Below are 19,070 nucleotides of genomic sequence, written 5' to 3'. Positions count from 1 at the left end.
CAGGGCGCGCGAAAAAGGGTGCCCACGCGTGCGCGGGTACTCCTCCACCCTGCGGAACCTCAGAACAACGGCTCCGGGAGCACCCCTTCCAGTGCCAGCAGCTGCCGCTTGGTCTCCAGACCCCCTCCGAACCCGCCGATCCCACCGTCGCTCTCGACGACTCGGTGGCACGGCACCACGACCGGCAGTGGGTTCGAGCCCATGGCCACGCCCACCGCCTGGGCCGCGCCCGGCTGTCCCACCCGCCGGGCCAGGTCGCCGTAGCCGACGACCGCGCCGTACGGCACGCCGGACGCCAGCTCACGCAGCACCTGGCGGTTGAAGCCGGAGATCAGCGACCAGTCCAGGGGCAGGTCGAAGTCGTGCCGCTCGCCCGCGAAGTAGGCCGCGACCTGATGTATCGCCTCGGTCAGCAGCGGGGAGTCCGGCACCTCGGCGGGCTCGGTGCCGAGCCGGGACGCGAGCCGGTCGAGCGCCTTGTCCCGGACCGCCTCCGTGGCGTGGAACACGACGTTCACCAGGCCGTCGCGGGTCGCGGCCAGCAGCAACGGGCCGATGTCCGTGCCGACCACGGCCCACACGACCTGCTGTTCGTTCTGCCCATGGCTGTTCATGCGACCCACCGTACGGCGCGCCACTGACAACGCCCGGGGCAAGGACGCACGCGCACATCCACGCCCCGGGCGGGAACCCGGTCCCAGGGGCCTTCCGTCAGCTCTCCGTCGCCGCCCGGACCACGTCGGGCTTGTTCGTGATGATGCCGTCCACGCCGTACCCGGCGACGCGGCGGGCGTTGTCCGCGTCGTCCACGGTCCAGGTGAGGATCTCCATCGGCTTGCCGTGCGGTCCGTTGAACGCCTGGATGGCGGCGACGTAGCCGCGGGAGATCGTGGTGTACGACGCGTTGATCTGGTCGGCGAACGCCGCGTACTCGGACAGGTCCGTGACCGCGGGAGTGCCCAGGAAGGCGGTCTTGACGCCCGGACGCAGCTGGTGGACGGTCCGCACGGTGTCGGCGCTGAAGCTCTGGACGACCAGACTGTTCTTGAGGTGCGCCGGGCTGAGCCAGCCCTCGTTGCTCAGCACCTTGAGGGTCTCCCGCTCGATACCGGGGTAGAGGGCGGGATTCTTGATCTCCAGGACGAGCTTCTGGTGGTTGTGCGACACACGGTTCATGTACTGCTTCAGCGTCGGTACGCGCGCGCCGGCGTACCTGGAGTCGAACCAGCTGCCCGCGTCGAGCCGCGCGACCTCCGCCGCGGTGAAGTCCCGCACGTTCCAGGGCGCCCGGCCGGGGAAGACCTCCTCCACGTTCGTCGTGCGGGCCAGTGAGGCGTCGTGGAGGACGACGAGTTCGCCGTCCTTGGTGCGCTGGACGTCGTTCTCGACCCAGCGGAAGCCCATTTTGGCCGCCTTGTCGACGGCTGCCAGGGTGTTTTCGGGCGCGTAGGCGGAGGCTCCCCGGTGGGCCACCACGAGCGGGTTGTCGCTCGCGTTGGAGGCCTGGGCGGGGGAGGTGGGGAGAAAGAGGACGGTGGCCCCCATGAGCGCGGTGCTCGCGGTGGCAACAGCGCGCATGTGCATGCGTACTCCTCGCGTCGAGCGATCACGGACAGCTCCAGAGTGACAGCAGAGGGTCAACGAGAGGGGGGTGCAGAATGGCCACGAATTGAATGGAGTTGCCCAAGTCCGCTCACCAGCACCGCACAAGTGGGGCAGAGCCGTGTTTCTTTGCCGGAAAATCGTTCGACCATTCCGGTGGGGGTCATACTCTCTGCCACACCCCTGACTGCTGTCGGCGGTCTCGGGGCGGGGGGTATTTCAGGGAACTCGTGATCCAACAGGGTGGGAGGGCAGCCGCGCATGCAGGGCACGGTCGACGGCTTCAGCTACGGACTTGTCACGCCGCTGGTGGCCTACCTCATGGCCTGCCTCGGTGGTGCGCTGGGCCTGCGCTGCACCACCAGATCCATGCTCGTCGCCGGCCGCTGGCGGGCCGGATGGCTAGCCATGGGAGCGACGGCGATCGGGTCCGGCATCTGGACCATGCACTTCATCGCGATGATGGGCTTCACGGTCCGGGAGACCCCGATCCACTACGACATGCCGACCACGTTCGCGAGCCTGGCCGTCGCGATCGTCATGGTCGGTATCGGGATCTTCATCGTCGGCTACAAGAGGGCGACCGGAACGGCCCTCTTCACCGGCGGCACCATCACCGGCCTGGGCGTCGCCTCCATGCACTACCTGGGCATGGCGGGCATGCGCCTCAACGGAAAGCTCACGTACAACACCTTCACCGTGTCCGTCTCGGTCGTCATAGCCGTCGTGGCCGCCACCGCCGCCCTGTGGGCGGCCGGACAGGTCCGCGGTTTCCTGTGGAGCGTGGGCGCCAGCCTCGTCATGGGGCTCGCCGTCACCGGCATGCACTACACGGGCATGGGCGCCCTCAGCGTCCACCTGCACGGCGCCGCCGGCGGTACCCCTGCGGGCGAGTCTCCCGCCACCCTGCTCGCACCGATGATGATCGGCCCGCTCGCCTTCCTGCTCCTCGCCGGTGTCGTCGTGATGTTCGACCCGCTGATGGTCATGGGCAAGCCCACCGCCTGGAACTCCACCGAGCAGCGCCCCGGTATCCCGGCCCACGCCACCGCCGCCCACCTCGGCCGGCGCCCCACCTCCAGCTCCCGCCAGCACCACCGGCGCCCCCGGCGGTCGAGCCCCCGCACCCCGCAGAACTGGTGATCAGGGCCCGTTGTCAGTGCGGGGTCGTACGGTGGATTCCATGCGGCCCGTATCAAAGATCGAACGCACGGTGGCGCCCTTCGAGGTCGTCAGCCCCTACCAGCCGAGTGGCGACCAGCCCGCGGCCATCGCCGAGCTCGCCCGGCGTATCGAAGCAGGTGAGAAGGACGTCGTCCTGCTGGGCGCGACCGGCACCGGTAAGTCCGCCACCACCGCGTGGATGATCGAGAAGCTTCAGCGCCCCACCCTCGTGATGGCGCCGAACAAGACCCTGGCCGCCCAGCTGGCGAACGAGTTCCGCGAGCTCCTGCCGAACAACGCCGTCGAGTACTTCGTCTCGTACTACGACTATTACCAGCCAGAGGCGTACGTCCCGCAGTCGGACACGTACATCGAGAAGGACTCCTCGATCAACGAGGAGGTGGAGCGCCTGCGCCACTCCGCGACCAACTCGCTGCTCACCCGCCGCGATGTCGTCGTGGTCGCCTCGGTGTCCTGCATCTACGGCCTCGGTACTCCACAGGAGTACGTGGACCGGATGGTCCCCCTCAAGGTCGGCGACGAGATCGACCGTGACGACCTGCTGCGCCGCTTCGTGGACATCCAGTACACGCGCAACGACATGGCGTTCACCCGCGGCACCTTCCGGGTCCGGGGCGACACGATCGAGATCTTCCCGGTCTACGAGGAGCTGGCCGTCCGCATCGAGATGTTCGGCGACGAGATCGAGGCGCTCTCCACACTGCACCCCCTCACCGGCGAGATCATCAGCGACGACCAGCAGCTGTACGTCTTCCCGGCTTCCCACTACGTCGCGGGCCCCGAGCGCATGGAGCGCGCGGTCAACGACATCGAGAAGGAACTGGGGGAACGCCTGGCCGAGCTGGAGAAGCAGGGCAAGCTCCTGGAGGCCCAGCGCCTGCGCATGCGCACCACGTACGACCTTGAGATGCTCCGCCAGATCGGCTCCTGCTCCGGCGTGGAGAACTACTCGATGCACTTCGACGGCCGCCTCCCCGGCTCCCCGCCGAACACGCTGCTGGACTACTTCCCGGACGACTTCCTCCTCGTCATCGACGAGTCCCATGTCACCGTGCCCCAGATCGGCGCGATGTACGAGGGCGACGCCTCCCGCAAGCGCACCCTCGTGGACCACGGTTTCCGGCTGCCCTCCGCCCTCGACAACCGCCCACTCAAGTGGGAGGAGTTCCAGGAGCGCATCGACCAGACGGTCTACCTGTCGGCGACCCCCGGGCAGTACGAGCTGTCCCGCTCGGACGGCCCGGTGGAGCAGATCATCCGCCCCACCGGCCTCGTCGACCCCGAGGTAGTCGTCAAGCCCACCGAGGGCCAGATCGATGACTTGGTGCACGAGATCCGGGAGCGCACCGAGAAGGACGAGCGCGTCCTGGTCACCACGCTCACCAAGAAGATGGCCGAGGACCTCACCGACTACTTCCTCGAACTCGGCATCCAGGTCCGCTATCTCCACAGCGACGTCGACACCCTGCGCCGCGTCGAGCTGCTTCGGGAGCTGCGCTCCGGCGAGTTCGACGTCCTGGTCGGCATCAACCTCCTGAGGGAGGGCCTCGACCTTCCGGAGGTCTCCCTGGTGGCGATCCTCGACGCCGACAAGGAGGGCTTCCTGCGCTCCGGCACCTCCCTCATCCAGACCATCGGCCGCGCGGCGCGCAACGTCTCCGGCCAGGTCCACATGTACGCCGACAAGATCACCCCGGCGATGGAGAAGGCCATCGAGGAGACCAACCGCCGCCGGGAGAAGCAGATCGCGTACAACAAGGAGAAGGGGATCGACCCCCAGCCGCTCCGTAAGAAGATCAACGACATCGTGGCGCAGATCGCTCGCGAGGACGTCGACACGGAGCAGCTGCTCGGCACCGGCTACCGCAAGGGGGCGGACGGCAAGGGCGCCAAGACCCCCGTCCCGGGCAAGGCGGCCAAGGGTGCCAAGTCCGCCAAGGGCAAGCGCAAGGAAGCCGTGCCGACTGACCGTCCGGCGGCCGAACTTGCCGAGCAGATCGAGGAGATGACCGAGCGGATGCGTGCGGCGGCCGCCGACCTCCAGTTCGAGATCGCCGCCCGGCTGCGCGACGAGGTGTCCGAGATGAAGAAGGAGCTGCGGCAGATGCAGGAGGCAGGTCTGTCCTGAGAGCCCGCCAGAGGCGGGAAGGGTACCGGGAGAGGGCCCCGCGCCACCGGCATGGGCGCGCTGTGTTGCAAGACCGACACAAAGTGCGACCCAGGGTTCGGCACTGTCCGCGCCGAACAATAGGGTGCTGGACAACCGCGGACTCCGCGGCAACAGGGGAAAGTTCGAGAGGGGACAGCGCGTGACGGTCAACATGACCAAGGGGCAGGCCATCAGCCTGCAGAAGAACGACGGGGGCACGCTGACCGCAGTGCGCATGGGGCTCGGCTGGCAGGCAGCCCCGCGGCGTGGGCTGTTCGGTTCCCGTACCCGGGAGATCGACCTCGACGCCTCGGCCGTGCTGTTCGCGGACAAGCAGCCGGTCGACGTCGTCTTCTTCCGCCACCTCGTCAGCGATGACGGCTCCGTGCGTCACACCGGTGACAACCTCGTCGGCGGTGTCGGTCAGGGCGGCGACGACGAGGCCATCCTCGTCGACCTCGCGCGTGTCCCGGTCCACATCGACCAGATCGTCTTCACCGTGAACTCCTTCACGGGCCAGACCTTCCAGGAGGTGCAGAACGCGTTCTGCCGCCTGGTCGACGAGACCAACGGCCAGGAGCTGGCGCGCTACACGCTGGACGGCGGCGGCAACTACACCGCCCAGATCATGGCGAAGGTGCACAGGGTGGGCCAGGGCTGGAACATGACGGCCCTCGGCTCCGCGGCCAACGGTCGCACCTTCCAGGACCTGATGCCGGCGATCCTGCCGGTCCTGTAGGCAGCCCGACGCACAGCGCACACAGCGACACAGGGGGACGAAGGCGATGACGGCCGAGCTGGTCCGGGGGCAGAACCATCCGCTCCCCGAGGTCCGACTGGAGGTCCGCGTCTCGGCCGGCAAGCCGATCGTGGCCGGTGCCACGCTCAGCGACGAGCACGGCAAGGTGCACGGAGCGGACTGGGTGGCCCACCCCGGCGCACCCACGCTGCCCGGCCTCAAGGTGTCCAGGCAAGCGGCGGCGGACCACCGACTCGCCGTCGACCTGGACGCCATACCGCAGGCCGTGCACCGGGTGAGCGTGCTGCTCGCCCTGCCGTCCGGGGTCGGGGGCCCGGTCCGGTTCGGCACGGTCGCCGCTCCCTTCCTCGCCGTCACCGGCCTGGACGGCACCGAGGTCGCCAGTTACACCATCACCGGTCTGGACTCCGAGTCGGCCGTGGTGGCCCTGGAGCTCTACCGTCGGCAGGACGCCTGGAAGGTTCGCGCGGTCGGCCAGGGGTACGCGGGCGGCCTCGCCGAACTCCTCACCGACCAGGGCCTGCCGGAAGCCCGGCAGCTCGCGGGCAGCATCAACGAGGCAGTGGCCCAGGGGCTCGCCCGCTCGGTGGCGGCACCCCCACCGCGGACGCCCGACGCCGACCGCCACCGGCACGCCGCCGCACCCGCGCAGGGCCCTGACCAGACCCACGGCGGCACCGCACCCCAGGGCGCTCCCGGGAACGCATCGCCGCAGCAGAGCCCCTACGGCAACTCGGACCCCCAGGGCGCCACCTCCCCCTACTCGGCGGCGGCCGCCCAGGACCCCTCGTCGCCCTACGCGGCCGGCCCACAGGGCACACGATCCGATCACGGTGCGGGAGCGCAGCAGGGCCCCGCGCCGACGGACCCGCCCGCCGCAGCCACCGCGGGCGGCGGCCCCATCAACTACACGCACCCCGGCCGACGGACCGCGGCGCCCCCGCCGACCGCGCCTGTGGCCCAGCCGGGACAGTCCGCGCAGCCCGTCGCCGGCGACGCCACCGGCTGGTCCATGGAGGAGCGGCTCTACAACCAGGTGTGGGGCATGTTCGAGGACCTGGCCCGCACCACGGCCGCCTACCGCAGCGCCGTCGACTTCGCCGACTCGCGCATGGAGCAGGAGCTCGACACGGTCCTGTCCGATCCGCGCAGCCGCATCGGCGGTCAGGGCGACGCCGCGCGCGAGACGGCCCGGGCCAAGCACACCCAGCTCGTCGACCGCGCCAGGGAAGCCTTCGACCGGGACCTCACCCAGCTCAGGGCCGAGGCGGACGTCGTCGAGCCCGCGCTGCCCCCGGCGTACGCGCGCTGGGACAACCCCGCCTGGCACGCCTACCGGGTCCCGATGGAGATCCCCATGGCCCTGCGTCTGGGCGACCTCCACCTGCCCGAGAGCGAGAACGTGAGAATCCCGATGCTGGTCCGCCTGCCCCTGGAGCGGGGCCTGTGGATCGACAGCGGCTACTCGGAGTCCGGCCACGCATCGCTCGTCGACTCCGGTGAACTGCGCGCCCTCGCCCTGGAGACGGCGGCCGCACTCGCCGCGCGGATCCTCGCGGTCCACCCGCCGGGCGAGTTCTCGGTGCACGTCATCGACCCCGCCGGTACGGGCGCGTCCGCGCTCGCGCCGCTGGTGCAGACCGGTGTGCTCGCGGCTCCGCCCGCCGCCGGCGCCGCGGGCGTCGCCGACGTTCTGGCGCGGCTCACCCAGCGTGTCGACCTGGTGCAGATGGCGGTGCGCGGCGGCGCACCCGACGCGCTGCCCCCGGGTATCGACGTGTCCGAACAGCTGTTGATCGTCAACGACTTCCCGCACGGCTTCGACGACCGGGCCGTCACACAGCTGCGCTACCTCGCGGACGAGGGCCCGGCCGTGGGGGTGCATCTGATGATGGTCGCCGACCGTCAGGACGCCGCCGCGTACGGACCGTTGCTCGACCCGCTCTGGCGTTCGCTACTGCGACTCACTCCCGTGCCCGACGACCACCTCGCCGACCCCTGGGTGGGGCATGCGTGGACGTACGAGCCCGCGCTCGTCCCGCCCGGCAGCCAGGTCCTGCAGCACGTCCTCACCCAGGTCGCGACGGCTCGCCGCTCCTGGAACCGTTGACCCGACCGAGTGATGCGGCAAGCCTGAGCAATCCCCGCTGACCAGCGGTTTTTGATCTTCTTTTACTCATCACTTTACCTTTCCTTGGTGATTCGAGTACTGTTTTCCGTACGGAGGGGAGTACTCCCTACCAGTTGCGGCGTACCCGTCAATACGGATCTGGCCAGATCCCGGGGCGTCGGCCCGGCGGCACCAGGCGTGTCAGACGCCAGCGGTGGCACGGGTGGAAGAGACCTCCGGCAGCGACGACGCTGACTTTTTGCCGTTACGTACTGCCGGAGGCGCAGTGGATGTTTCCACGACCCTGTGGGTCCTGACCATCGTGGGCCTTGCCGCCCTCATCGCGGTCGATTTCTTCATCGGCCGCAAACCCCACGACGTATCGATCAAGGAAGCCGGGATCTGGACGGTTGTCTGGATCGTCCTGGCCGCGCTCTTCGGGCTCGGCCTGCTCGTCTTCTCCGGCGGTCAGCCCGCCGGGGAGTTCTTCGCCGGCTTCATCACCGAGAAGTCGCTGAGCGTCGACAACCTCTTCGTCTTCGTCCTGATCATGGCGAAGTTCTCGGTGCCCTCGCAGTACCAGCAGCGGGTACTGCTCGTCGGTGTGCTGATAGCCCTCGTGCTCCGCGCGATCTTCATCGCCGCGGGCGCGGCGATCATCTCCAGCTTCGCCTGGGTCTTCTACATCTTCGGCGCCTTCCTGATCTACACCGCCTGGAAGCTGATCCAGGAGGCCAGGGCCGATGAGGCCGAGGAGGATTGGGAGGAGAACAAGCTGCTCAAGGCCGCCGAGAAGCGCTTCGGCGTGGCCGACCGCTACCACGGCACCAAGCTGTGGATCGAGCAGAACGGCAAGCGCGTCATGACGCCGATGCTGGTCGTGATGCTCGCCATCGGTACGACGGACGTGCTCTTCGCGCTCGACTCGATCCCGGCGATCTTCGGTCTGACCCAGGACCCGTACATCGTGTTCACGGCCAACGCGTTCGCGCTGATGGGCCTGCGCCAGCTGTACTTCCTCATCGGCGGCCTGCTGAAGAAGCTCGTGCACCTCTCCTACGGCCTGTCGGTGATCCTCGGCTTCATCGGCGTGAAGCTGGTGCTGCACGCCCTGCATGAGTCCGGCGTCCACGTCCCCGAGATCTCCATACCGGTCTCGCTCGGCGTGATCTGCGGCGTCCTGATCGTCACCACGATCACCAGCCTGATGGCCTCCAAGAAGCAGGCGGCGGCCGAGGCTGCGCAGACGGCGCAGAAGGAGACCGAAGGCACTTCGCAGGACAGCGTCGAGGCCGGGCGGCCTCAGACGTAGCGACCACCAGCACCGGGAGCACCGGGAGCGCCGTTGGGCGAATGCCGATCACCGCTCCCGGTGCTTGCCGGTCTTCGAGTCGTACGAGGCCACCAGGTGCCACGACGTCAGGCGCAACAGCGAGGCCTCCGAGACGGCCAAGCTGGCGGCTGCGTCGGGGCACCTGAGCCGTTGCTGAGGGTGCTCGCGTCAGCCGACAGCCGCGGCAGTCCGCGCCTGTGTCAGCCGGCCGCCGCCTCACCGGCGGTGGTTTCTGCCGCGACCACCCGCACCGGCCGCGTCTCCGGCAGCAGCGCGAAGCAGCCCAGGCTCAGCAGAGCGATCCCCGTCAGATACGCGGCCACACCCCAGGGAACCCCCTCGCCCTGGGCCACGGCAGTCGCCACGATCGGCGTCAGCGCACCCCCGAGCACTCCGCCCAGGTTGTAACCCACGGCGGCCCCCGTGCAGCGCACACGGGGCTCGTACAGCTCCGGCAGATACGCGGCGATCACGGCGAACATGGTGATGAACGCGAGCATCGCCACCAGGAAGCCGAAGAACATCAGCAGCGGCTCACCGGTCGACAGGAGACCCACCATGGGGAACATCCACAGCGCGCACGCCGTACAGCCGATAAGGCACATCGGCCGCCGGCCGAACCGGTCACCGAGGACTGCCGCCAACGGCGTCAGCGCGCCCTTCACGACCACGGCGGCCATGATGCAGGCCAGCATGACCGTACGGTCCACGCCGAGCCGTTCGGTGGCGTACGCGAGGGACCAGGTCGTCACCGCGTAGAACACGGCATACCCGACCGCGAGCGCCCCCGCCGTCAGCAGCACCAGCCGCCAGTGGCCGCGCGCCACTTCGGCGAGCGGCACGCGCGCGCGGTCGTCGATACCGAGGAACTGAGGGCTCTCGGCCAGCGAGGAGCGCAGCCACAGTCCGGCGAGAGCCAGCACTCCCGCCGCACAGAACGGCACCCGCCAGCCCCAGGCCGCGAACTGGGCGTCCGACAGCGTCGCCGACAGCAGCAGCATCACACCGTTGGCCAGCAAGAACCCCACCGCCGGGCCGATCTGGGGGAAGCTCGACCACAACCCGCGCCGCTCGGCGGGCGCGTGCTCCGCCGTCAGCAGCACGGCGCCGCCCCACTCCCCGCCGAGGCCGAGCCCCTGCAGGAAACGCAGGCCGAGCAGGAGCGCGGGAGCGGCCACACCGATCGAGTCGTACGTCGGGACACAGCCGACGGCGACCGTCGCCGCGCCGGTCAGCAACAGCGAGGCGACGAGGACCGGCCGTCGCCCGTGCCGGTCCCCGATGTGCCCGAACAGCACCGATCCCAGGGGGCGTGCCACGAAGCCGACGCCGAAGGTCGCGAAGGCCGCCAGCATGCCCGCCACTGGCGAGAACGTGGGGAAGAACAGCGGCCCCAGGACCAGTGCGGCCGCGGTGCCGTACACGAAGAAGTCGTAGAACTCGATGGCCGTCCCGGCCAGTGAGGCGGACGCGATCCGCAACATGGAGGGCGGTTTCACGGTGTGTGCATGGCGCATGCCGCGACAACTACCCACGGTGATCGGCGGTTACGGGGGCGCACGGTGGCCCGTACGACGTGCGTACGTCTCAGTACGTCATCGTGATGCGCCGGGCGGACCGGTCCACGCGAATCGCGCCCCCATAGAGGATGACGATCGGTCATGTCGGGGGCGTAGATCCGCTGCGCGCGCAGGACGGCCTCCCGCTGACTGCTCGGGAACGGTGAGCGGTTGTCGGCATGTGGTCCGGGCCCGTGGCGTGTCAGCGCACCGTGATAAACCGGGTCTGAGCAGTGGCCTTCACCGGGTCGCTCCCGCCCACCGGACCGGAGGAACCGTGCCCCGCACCCTCGCCAACGCCCCGATCATGATCCTCAACGGGCCCAACCTCAACCTCCTCGGCCAGCGCCAGCCCGAGATCTACGGCTCCGACACGCTCGCCGACGTGGAGGCCCTGTGCGCCAAGGCCGCGGCCGCGCACGGTGGCACGGTGGACTTCCGGCAGTCCAACCACGAGGGCGAGCTGGTCGACTGGATCCACGAGGCGCGCCTGAACCACGCCGGCATCGTCATCAACCCCGGCGCCTACTCGCACACCTCGGTCGCGATCCTCGACGCGCTCAACACCTGTGACGGCCTGCCCGTGCTGGAGGTCCACATCTCCAACATCCACAAGCGCGAGGAGTTCCGGCACCACTCGTACGTCTCCCTCCGCGCGGACGGGGTCATCGCGGGCTGCGGGGTCCAGGGGTACGTTTTCGGGGTGGAGCGCGTCGCGGCGCTGGTGGGGGCGGGGCAGGCGGACACCTGAGCCGGCCCCGGACAGCGCCCTCAGGCCCCGCCTCAGAGACGTCCGGCGTTCACGATCCGTCGCAGGAAGCGCCGTGTGCGCTCCTGTCGCGGCTCCCCGAAGACCAGCTCGGCGGTGCCGCGCTCCAGGACCACACCACCGTCCAGGAAGCACACCTGGTCCGCGACCTCGCGGGCGAAACCCATCTCGTGTGTCGCCAGCACCATGGTCATGCCCTCGTCCTTCAGATCCCGGACGACGGTGAGGACCTCGCCCACGAGTTCGGGGTCGAGGGCGGCGGTGATCTCGTCGAGGAGGAGCAGCCGGGGCCGCACGGCCAACGCGCGGACGATCGCGACCCGTTGCTGCTGCCCGCCGCTCAGCCGGTCGGGATACTCGCCCGCCCTGGCGCCGAGCCCGAGCCGTTCCAGCAGCTCCCGGGCACGCTCCTCGGCCTCCGCGCGGGCCACACCGTGGACGCGGCGCGGGGCGAGGGTGATGTTCTCCAGGACGGTCATGTGCGGGAAGAGGTTGTACGCCTGGAAGACGACGCCGATCCGACGGCGCACGGCGTCCTGGTCGGCCCGTGGGTCGGTGATCTCCTCGCCGTCCAGCCAGATCGCCCCGTCGTCGATCTCCTCCAGGAGGTTGGCGCAGCGCAGCAGTGTCGACTTGCCGGACCCGGAGGCGCCGATCAGCGCGGTCACCGTGTGCGGGGCGACCTCCAGATCGACGTCACGCAGGACGACCGTACCGCCGAAGGTCTTGCGGACGGACTCCATCCGCAACACCGAGGACTGCTCCGGGAACTCACTCATGGCGTGCCTCCCTGGGCCCGGCGCCGGTCCATGCGGGCCGTGACCCAGTCCGTGAAGCGGGTCATCGGGATGGTCAGTGCGACGAAGACCAGCCCGGCGACGATGTACGGCGTGTAGTTGAGGCTGCGGCCCACGATGATGTCGGCCGCGCGCACGGCGTCGACCGCGCCGCCGATCGACACGAGCCCGGTGTCCTTCTGCAGCGACACCAGGTCGTTGAGCAGCGGCGGCACCTGGCGGCGCACGGCCTGAGGGAGGACGACGTGCCGCAGTGCCTGCCGGTTGGTCAGGCCGAGGGAGCGTGCCGCCGCCCGCTGCGAGGGGTGCACGGACTCGATGCCGGCGCGGAACACCTCGGCGACGTACGCCGAGTACGTCAGCGTCAGTGCGGTACCGCCCAGCAGCACCGGATCGACGGTCACGCCCTGCAGCCGCAGAGCCGGGACGCCCAGGACGACGATCATCAGAGTGATGATGAGCGGCAGTCCGCGGAAGAAGTCGGTGTACGCGGCGGCCAGCGCCCGCACGGGGAAGAAGACCGGGCCGGGCAGGGTGCGCGCGATGGCGATGAGCATGCCGAGGACGAGCACCGCGGCACCGCACACCAGGAGCAGCCGGACGTTGAGCCACAGTCCTTCGAGGACCTGGGGGAACGCCTCGCGCGCGTACCCCCAGTCGAAGAACGTCTCCCTGGTGCGCGGCCAGCCGGGCGCGTTGACGACGATCAGGTAGAGCAGCGCACCTGTGCCCAGGGTCGAGAGCGCGGCGATCGCCGTCGCACGGCGGGCACGCGCACGCTTGTAGGCCTCCCGCTCGATCCGCCGCTGCGAGGGGACGTACGCGTCGTGCCCGTCCCGGATGTCGCCCGGGTCGTCCTGCCCGGACTCCTCCTTCACGACCGTCACTTGAGCACCGGGGCGCCGACGGCGTCGGACAGCCACTGCTTCTCGATCCGCGCCAGTGTGCCGTCCTCGCGGAGGGCGTCCACGGCGTCCGTCACGCACGGAGTGAGCGCGCTGCCCTTGTCGAGGACGAGGCCGAACTGCTCCGGCGTGCCACCCTGGTTCTCGAACTGCCCCACGATCTTCGCGTCCGTCACCTCGGCCGCGGTCATGTAGAAGGCGGTCGGCAGGTCCACCACGATGGCATCGACCTGGCCGTTCTTCAGCGCGGACTTGGCCTGGTCGTTCTTCGCGAAGGCGGCGGCGTCCTGACGGGGCTTCACCACGTCGTTGATGTAGGCGAGGCTGGTGGTGCCGACCTGGGCACCCAGCTTCACGTCCTTGAGGCCGTCGATGCTCGTCGCCTTCGCGGCCTGGGAGTCCTTCAGGGCGACGACGGCCTGGCGCACGTCGTAGTAGCCGGACGAGAAGTCCACAGCCTTCTTGCGCTCGTCGCTGATGGACACCTGGTTGATGTCGAAGTCGAACGTCTTCTCACCCGGCGCGAAGGCCTTGTTGAAGGGCACGGTCTGCCAGACCACGTCGGCCTTGTCGTACCCGAGTTGCTTCGCCACGGCGTACGCGACCGCCGACTCGAAGCCCTCGCCGCCCGCCGGATCGTCGTCCTTGAACCAGGGTTCGTACGCCGGTTTGTCGGTCGCGATCGTCAGCTTGCCGGACGTCTCGGTGCTCAACTCGCCCTTGGCACAGGACTCCTGGGCGGATCCGGAGGCCTTGTCGGAGGCGTTGTCCTCCGGCTGCGGGGCGCAGCCTACGGCGACGGCGAGCAGGGCGACAGCAGCGGCGGCGTACGGGGCGCGGCGCAGGGCGCGAGACGTTCCAGGGACGGCATGCATGGCGGGAGAGTGACAGCGCGGCCTCCCGTTTGTCGAGATCACGGAGGCGTTTGTCCGTATATCGGGAACGGGTGTTGCCGTTTCGTGAACGCTGGACGAGAACCCCGAGGGGCCACCGGCCGAGGGCGGGGATTGAACGGCCGGCGGCCCATACCGCGCAGGAGCCGTCATCCTGTGCGGGACCACTTCCAGTGGACTGCGCCATTGACTGCGCCGGGAGCGCGCGAATGGCACCGGCGTGTGTGTTCGGTTCACACGGGGCGCGTGCGGCGTGTGCTCAACAGCGCGGCCGGGGCGGCGCATCAACTGCTGCCCCGGCACCGGGGACTTCAGGGAGGGACTTCAGGAGGTGGGACTGCCGGGGGTCACCAGCCCCGTGCGTGCCACTCCGGAAGGTGCGGACGCTCCGCGCCCAGCGTCGTGTCGTTGCCGTGGCCCGGGTAGACCCATGTCTCGTCCGGGAGCGCGTCGAAGATCTTCGTCTCGACGTCGTGGATCAGGCTGGCGAACGCCTTCGCGTCCTTACGTGTGTTGCCCACACCTCCCGGGAACAGGCAGTCCCCCGTGAACACATGGGGGTGCCCGTGCGGGTCGTCGTAGACCAGCGCGATCGAACCCGGAGTGTGGCCCACCAGATGGCGCGCGGTCAGCTCGACGCGGCCCACCCGGATCGTGTCGCCGTCGTCGACCGGGACGTCGGTCGGCACCGGGATGCCGTCGGCGTCGTCCCGGCCCGCGTACGTACGCGCGCCCGTGGTCGCCACGACCTCGGCGAGCGCCTGCCAGTGGTCGCCGTGCTGATGGGTGGTGACGACGGACGCGATGCCGTCGCCGCCGATCAGCGTGAGCAGCGTGTGCGCGTCGTTCGCCGCGTCGATCAGCAACTGCTCGTCGGTGGCCCGGCAGCGCAGCAGGTACGCGTTGTTGTTCATCGGGCCCACCGCGACCTTGGAGATCATCAGGTCCTGCAGTTCGTGCACATCCGCAGGGCCGCCGACCGTCACCGCTCCGCTGTACGTCATGGCTGCAAGCCTATAGCGGGGGCAGCGACGGGAGCGTCCCTCCCTCAACGTGCAGCGCGGAGCCGTCGCGGCGGCCCGCCAGCCACCCGAGCAGTTCGGCCCGTTGGCCGCTGACCGTGAGCGCGGGAAGTGGTGGCTCGTAGCCGCCGGCGAGCTGCTGCGCGGAGACGGACTCGACGGCTCCGCTGGGGATCATGCTCCCGTCGTCCTGCTTGATCAGCAGTCCGGGGACATCGGGGTGACCGCGGAACCGGGCGGCCAGGAAGTCGATCTCCCGCTGTGTGAATTCCTCCGGCAGGTCCTCCAGCTCGTACCCGATCCCGAGGTCCACATGGTGGAGCTCCACCTCGATCCAGCGCCGGAACGGCACCCTCGCGGCCTGGTCGGTCACGCCGTTGCGCAGCTCCACGGTGCGCGACCAGTCCACGAAGACCGCGGCGACGTCCTGGAAGCGGTCCGCGCTCTCGCGTACGTCGGCGAGCTGGACGTCCAGGGGGCGCGGTGCGTCCCGCTCGATGTCGGCGTCCCGGGCGGCCCCGGAGGCGTACATGGGGCGCCCCTGGAGGACGTTCACGAGCGCGTCCGCGTTACGGGCGAGGTGGGCGAGGATGTGGCCCCGGGTCCAGCCGGGCAGCCGTGACGGCTCCGGGGCACGGGCGTTGTGCAGTTCGGCGGCTGCGGTGAGGAGCCGCTTGGTCGCGTCACGTACAGATGCCAGGTCGCGCGCGTGATCCATCATGAGGCCGACCCTAGCCCCGCCACTCGATGGGGTGAAGAAGGTGGGCCGCCCCCGCAAATCGAATGCACGTGCTATATGGTCGGGTGCGGCGTCGGGCATGCTGGAAGGCCCGGGATTGTTGTTCAACAGGGAAACAGGACCGGCGCTGTCAGTGGCTCCCCCTAGTCTGTGAAGGGCGGGGGCTTCGCCCCTGCTACTTCACTCAAGAAAGGTGCGGACCGGCGTGGCCGACCGTCTCATCGTCCGTGGCGCGCGCGAGCACAATCTGAAGAACGTCTCGCTCGACCTGCCGCGTGACTCGCTCATCGTCTTCACGGGCCTGTCGGGGTCGGGCAAGTCCTCGCTGGCCTTCGACACCATCTTCGCCGAGGGACAGCGTCGCTACGTGGAGTCACTGTCCTCGTACGCACGGCAGTTCCTCGGCCAGATGGACAAGCCGGACGTGGACTTCATCGAGGGTCTGTCCCCGGCTGTCTCCATCGACCAGAAGTCGACCTCGCGCAACCCGCGCTCGACGGTCGGCACCATCACCGAGGTCTACGACTACCTGCGCCTGCTCTTCGCGCGCATCGGCAAGCCGCACTGCCCCGAGTGCGGCCGCCCGATCTCGCGCCAGTCGCCGCAGGCCATCGTCGACAAGGTCCTGGAGCTTCCGGAGGGGAGCCGCTTCCAGGTGCTGTCGCCGCTGGTCCGCGAGCGTAAGGGCGAATTCGTCGACCTCTTCGCGGACCTCCAGACCAAGGGTTACTCACGCGCGCGCGTGGACGGTCAGACGATCCAGCTGTCGGAGCCGCCGACGCTGAAGAAGCAGGAGAAGCACACCATCGAGGTGGTCGTCGACCGCCTCACGGTGAAGGACTCCGCCAAGCGCCGCCTCACCGATTCCGTGGAGACCGCCCTCGGCCTGTCCGGTGGCATGGTCGTGCTCGACTTCGTCGACCTCCCCGAGGACGACCCCGAGCGCGAGCGCATGTACTCGGAGCACCTGTACTGCGCGTACGACGACCTGTCCTTCGAGGAGCTGGAGCCCCGTTCCTTCTCCTTCAACTCGCCCTTCGGCGCCTGCCCGGACTGCACCGGCATCGGTACGCGTATGGAGGTCGACCCCGAGCTGATCGTCCCGGACGAGGACAAGTCCCTCGACGAGGGCGCCATCCACCCCTGGTCGCACGGGCACACCAAGGACTACTTCGACCGCCAGATCGGTGCCCTCGCGGACGCCCTCGGATTCCGGACGGACATCCCCTACGCGGGCCTGCCGCAGCGCGCCAAGAAGGCCCTGCTCCACGGCCACAAGACGCAGATCGAGGTCCGCTACCGCAACCGGTACGGGCGTGAGCGCGTGTACATGGCGTCCTTCGAGGGTGCCGTCCGCTTCATCAAGCGCCGGCACAGCGAGGCCGAGAGCGACGCGAGCCGTGAGCGCTTCGAGGGCTACATGCGCGAGGTGCCCTGTCCCACCTGTGAGGGCACGCGCCTGAAGCCGATCGTCCTCGCGGTCACCGTCATGGAGAAGTCGATCGCCGAGGTCTCCGCGATGTCCATCAGCGACTGCGCGGACTTCCTGGGCGAGCTGAAGCTCAACGCCCGCGACAAGAAGATCGCCGAACGGGTGCTGAAGGAGGTCAACGAACGGCTGCGGTTCCTGGTCGACGTCGGCCTGGACTACCTCTCGCTGAACCGCGCGGCCGGCACCCTCTCCGGCGGCGAGGCCCAGCGCATCCGCCTGGCCACCCAGATCGGCTCCGGCCTCGTGGGCGTGCTGTACGTCCTCGACGAGCCGTCCATCGGCCTGCACCAGCGCGACAACCACCGGCTGATCGAGACCCTGGTCCGCCTGCGCGACATGGGCAACACGCTCATCGTCGTCGAGCACGACGAGGACACCATCAAGACCGCCGACTGGGTCGTCGACATCGGCCCCGGCGCCGGCGAGCACGGCGGCAAGGTCGTGCACAGCGGTCCACTGAAGGAGCTGCTGGCCAACGCCGAGTCGATGACCGGGCAGTACCTGTCCGGCAAGAAGGAGATCACGCTCCCGGACATCCGCCGCCCCGTCGACCCGGGCCGGGGACTCACCGTGCACGGCGCCCGCGAGAACAACCTCCAGGACATCGACGTGTCCTTCCCCCTGGGCGTTCTCACGGCCGTCACGGGCGTGTCGGGCTCCGGCAAGTCGACGCTGGTCAACGACATCCTGTACACGCACCTGGCCCGCGAGCTGAACGGCGCCCGGACCGTGCCCGGGCGGCACACGCGCGTGGACGGCGACGACCTCGTCGACAAGGTGGTCCACGTCGACCAGTCGCCCATCGGCCGGACCCCGCGGTCCAACCCGGCGACGTACACCGGAGTCTTCGACCACGTCCGCAAGCTGTTCGCCGAGACGACCGAGGCGAAGGTGCGGGGCTACCTGCCCGGTCGCTTCTCGTTCAACGTCAAGGGCGGCCGCTGCGAGAACTGCTCCGGCGACGGCACCATCAAGATCGAGATGAACTTCCTGCCGGACGTGTACGTCCCCTGCGAGGTCTGCCACGGGGCGCGCTACAACCGGGAGACCCTGGAGGTCCACTACAAGGGCAAGTCCATCTCCGAGGTCCTGGACATGCCGATCGAGGAGGCCCTCGGCTTCTTCGAGGCCGTGCCCGCGATCGCCCGCCACCTGAAGACGCTCAACGACGTCGGCCTCGGCTACGTCCGGCTCGGCCAGCCCGCGCCGACGCTGTCCGGCGGCGAGGCGCAGCGCGTCAAGCTCGCGAGCGAGCTGCAGAAGCGGTCCACCGGGCGCACGGTGTACGTGCTCGACGAGCCGACCACCGGTCTGCACTTCGAGGACATCAGCAAGCTCATCACGGTGCTGTCGGGCCTGGTCGACAAGGGCAACACGGTCATCGTCATCGAGCACAACCTCGACGTCATCAAGACCGCCGACTGGATCGTCGACATGGGCCCCGAGGGCGGCAGCGGCGGCGGACTCGTCATCGCCGAGGGCACGCCCGAGCAGGTCGCCGGGGTCCCGGCCAGCCACACCGGCAAGTTCCTCCGGGAGGTCCTGGGTGCCGAGCGCGTCAGCGACGCCGCCCAGGTGAAGGTCCCGCGCAGGGCCTCGGCCAGGAAGACGGTCGCGGCCACGCAGCCGGCCAAGAAGACGGCGACGGCGAAGACCGCCAACAGCACGGCGAGCAAGAAGGCCGCCGCGGCCACGAAGAAGACGTCGCCTGCGAAGAAGACCACGCGGGCACGCAAGGCCTGACGGGGCTCACCG

Annotated in this window: 15 protein-coding genes; 7 read left to right on the top strand and 8 right to left on the bottom strand. The window is 69.4% G+C overall.

Translation table 11 applies throughout. The annotated features are described in order from the left end of the window. Nucleotides 1–59: 59 nt before the first annotated feature. Both FPZ41_RS11290 and FPZ41_RS11285 read right to left on the bottom strand, forming a co-directional pair. On the bottom strand, nucleotides 60–614 hold the full coding sequence (locus FPZ41_RS11290; RefSeq protein ID WP_152861607.1) for a methylated-DNA--[protein]-cysteine S-methyltransferase: 555 nt from the start codon (nucleotides 612–614) through the stop codon (nucleotides 60–62). Nucleotides 615–711: 97 nt separating this feature from the next. Further along, nucleotides 712–1,584: a glycerophosphodiester phosphodiesterase gene (locus FPZ41_RS11285; RefSeq protein WP_152861605.1), complete on the bottom strand. Its 873-nt coding sequence runs from the start codon at nucleotides 1,582–1,584 to the stop codon at nucleotides 712–714. A 279-nt stretch (nucleotides 1,585–1,863) separates the two neighbouring features. On the opposite strand from FPZ41_RS11285, the gene FPZ41_RS11280 reads away from it, so the two are divergent. The 5 genes from FPZ41_RS11280 (at nucleotide 1,864) to FPZ41_RS11260 (ending at nucleotide 9,118) form a co-directional block, all read left to right on the top strand. Continuing rightward, nucleotides 1,864–2,745, top strand: coding sequence for an MHYT domain-containing protein (locus tag FPZ41_RS11280; protein ID WP_152861603.1), 882 nt, complete (start codon nucleotides 1,864–1,866; stop codon nucleotides 2,743–2,745). 40 nt (nucleotides 2,746–2,785) lie between these two features. Then, nucleotides 2,786–4,915 carry an excinuclease ABC subunit UvrB gene (gene uvrB, locus FPZ41_RS11275; protein ID WP_152861601.1) on the top strand — a complete coding sequence of 710 codons (2,130 nt, stop codon included), beginning with the start codon at nucleotides 2,786–2,788 and terminating at the stop codon, nucleotides 4,913–4,915. A 181-nt stretch (nucleotides 4,916–5,096) separates the two neighbouring features. Continuing rightward, nucleotides 5,097–5,675: a TerD family protein gene (locus tag FPZ41_RS11270; RefSeq protein ID WP_131562268.1), complete on the top strand. Its 579-nt coding sequence runs from the start codon at nucleotides 5,097–5,099 to the stop codon at nucleotides 5,673–5,675. Between the two features lie 46 nt (nucleotides 5,676–5,721). Continuing rightward, nucleotides 5,722–7,806 carry a TerD family protein gene (locus FPZ41_RS11265; protein WP_152861600.1) on the top strand — a complete coding sequence of 695 codons (2,085 nt, stop codon included), beginning with the start codon at nucleotides 5,722–5,724 and terminating at the stop codon, nucleotides 7,804–7,806. Between the two features lie 286 nt (nucleotides 7,807–8,092). Continuing rightward, nucleotides 8,093–9,118 carry a TerC/Alx family metal homeostasis membrane protein gene (locus FPZ41_RS11260; protein WP_322620093.1) on the top strand — a complete coding sequence of 342 codons (1,026 nt, stop codon included), beginning with the start codon at nucleotides 8,093–8,095 and terminating at the stop codon, nucleotides 9,116–9,118. Between the two features lie 221 nt (nucleotides 9,119–9,339). On the opposite strand, the gene FPZ41_RS11255 is transcribed toward FPZ41_RS11260, so the two are convergent. Further along, complete coding sequence (locus FPZ41_RS11255) at nucleotides 9,340–10,623, bottom strand: MFS transporter (RefSeq protein ID WP_152861646.1); 1,284 nt, start codon at nucleotides 10,621–10,623, stop codon at nucleotides 9,340–9,342. Between the two features lie 352 nt (nucleotides 10,624–10,975). On the opposite strand from FPZ41_RS11255, the gene aroQ reads away from it, so the two are divergent. Then, on the top strand, nucleotides 10,976–11,449 hold the full coding sequence (gene aroQ, locus FPZ41_RS11250; protein WP_322620092.1) for a type II 3-dehydroquinate dehydratase: 474 nt from the start codon (nucleotides 10,976–10,978) through the stop codon (nucleotides 11,447–11,449). 32 nt (nucleotides 11,450–11,481) lie between these two features. On the opposite strand, the gene FPZ41_RS11245 is transcribed toward aroQ, so the two are convergent. The 5 genes from FPZ41_RS11245 to FPZ41_RS11225 form a co-directional block, all read right to left on the bottom strand. Next, nucleotides 11,482–12,246: an amino acid ABC transporter ATP-binding protein gene (locus tag FPZ41_RS11245; protein ID WP_194236061.1), complete on the bottom strand. Its 765-nt coding sequence runs from the start codon at nucleotides 12,244–12,246 to the stop codon at nucleotides 11,482–11,484. Further along, on the bottom strand, nucleotides 12,243–13,151 hold the full coding sequence (locus FPZ41_RS11240) for an amino acid ABC transporter permease (RefSeq protein WP_322620091.1): 909 nt from the start codon (nucleotides 13,149–13,151) through the stop codon (nucleotides 12,243–12,245). Before FPZ41_RS11240 ends, FPZ41_RS11245 begins: the two co-directional genes overlap by 4 nt. Then, nucleotides 13,148–14,044 carry an ABC transporter substrate-binding protein gene (locus FPZ41_RS11235; protein WP_152861596.1) on the bottom strand — a complete coding sequence of 299 codons (897 nt, stop codon included), beginning with the start codon at nucleotides 14,042–14,044 and terminating at the stop codon, nucleotides 13,148–13,150. The genes FPZ41_RS11240 and FPZ41_RS11235 overlap by 4 nt, the downstream gene beginning before the upstream one ends. A 365-nt stretch (nucleotides 14,045–14,409) precedes the next feature. Beyond that, a complete protein-coding gene (locus FPZ41_RS11230; protein ID WP_152861594.1) occupies nucleotides 14,410–15,066 on the bottom strand; it encodes an MBL fold metallo-hydrolase in 657 nt (218 codons plus the stop codon). A gap of 10 nt (nucleotides 15,067–15,076) precedes the next feature. After that, complete coding sequence (locus FPZ41_RS11225; RefSeq protein ID WP_152861592.1) at nucleotides 15,077–15,805, bottom strand: maleylpyruvate isomerase family mycothiol-dependent enzyme; 729 nt, start codon at nucleotides 15,803–15,805, stop codon at nucleotides 15,077–15,079. 223 nt (nucleotides 15,806–16,028) lie between these two features. Here FPZ41_RS11225 and uvrA point away from each other — a divergent pair, with 223 nt between their 5' ends. Beyond that, the gene (gene uvrA, locus FPZ41_RS11220) at nucleotides 16,029–19,058 is read left to right on the top strand and encodes an excinuclease ABC subunit UvrA (protein WP_322620090.1); all 3,030 of its coding nucleotides are present in this window, start codon (nucleotides 16,029–16,031) and stop codon (nucleotides 19,056–19,058) included. Nucleotides 19,059–19,070: the final 12 nt, after the last annotated feature.

This window comes from Streptomyces acidicola, from assembly GCF_009377235.1.
GTDB lineage: Bacteria > Actinomycetota > Actinomycetes > Streptomycetales > Streptomycetaceae > Streptomyces > Streptomyces acidicola.
The sequence above is the reverse complement of the archived record's forward strand: the minus strand, read 5'-3'. Positions and strand labels throughout refer to the sequence as shown.

Bases quoted from the DNA above. Each gene is read 5' to 3' on its own strand.
- FPZ41_RS11245 (WP_194236061.1), bottom strand. From the start codon at position 12,246: ATGAGTGAGTTCCCGGAGCAGTCCTCGGTGTTGCGGATGGAGTCCGTC.
- FPZ41_RS11225 (WP_152861592.1), bottom strand. From the start codon at position 15,805: ATGATGGATCACGCGCGCGACCTGGCATCTGTACGTGACGCGACCAAG.
- FPZ41_RS11290 (WP_152861607.1), bottom strand. From the start codon at position 614: ATGAACAGCCATGGGCAGAACGAACAGCAGGTCGTGTGGGCCGTGGTC.
- FPZ41_RS11230 (WP_152861594.1), bottom strand. From the start codon at position 15,066: ATGACGTACAGCGGAGCGGTGACGGTCGGCGGCCCTGCGGATGTGCAC.
- FPZ41_RS11255 (WP_152861646.1), bottom strand. From the start codon at position 10,623: ATGTTGCGGATCGCGTCCGCCTCACTGGCCGGGACGGCCATCGAGTTC.
- uvrB (WP_152861601.1), top strand. From the start codon at position 2,786: ATGCGGCCCGTATCAAAGATCGAACGCACGGTGGCGCCCTTCGAGGTC.
- FPZ41_RS11265 (WP_152861600.1), top strand. From the start codon at position 5,722: ATGACGGCCGAGCTGGTCCGGGGGCAGAACCATCCGCTCCCCGAGGTC.
- FPZ41_RS11280 (WP_152861603.1), top strand. From the start codon at position 1,864: ATGCAGGGCACGGTCGACGGCTTCAGCTACGGACTTGTCACGCCGCTG.
- FPZ41_RS11285 (WP_152861605.1), bottom strand. From the start codon at position 1,584: ATGCACATGCGCGCTGTTGCCACCGCGAGCACCGCGCTCATGGGGGCC.
- FPZ41_RS11235 (WP_152861596.1), bottom strand. From the start codon at position 14,044: ATGCATGCCGTCCCTGGAACGTCTCGCGCCCTGCGCCGCGCCCCGTAC.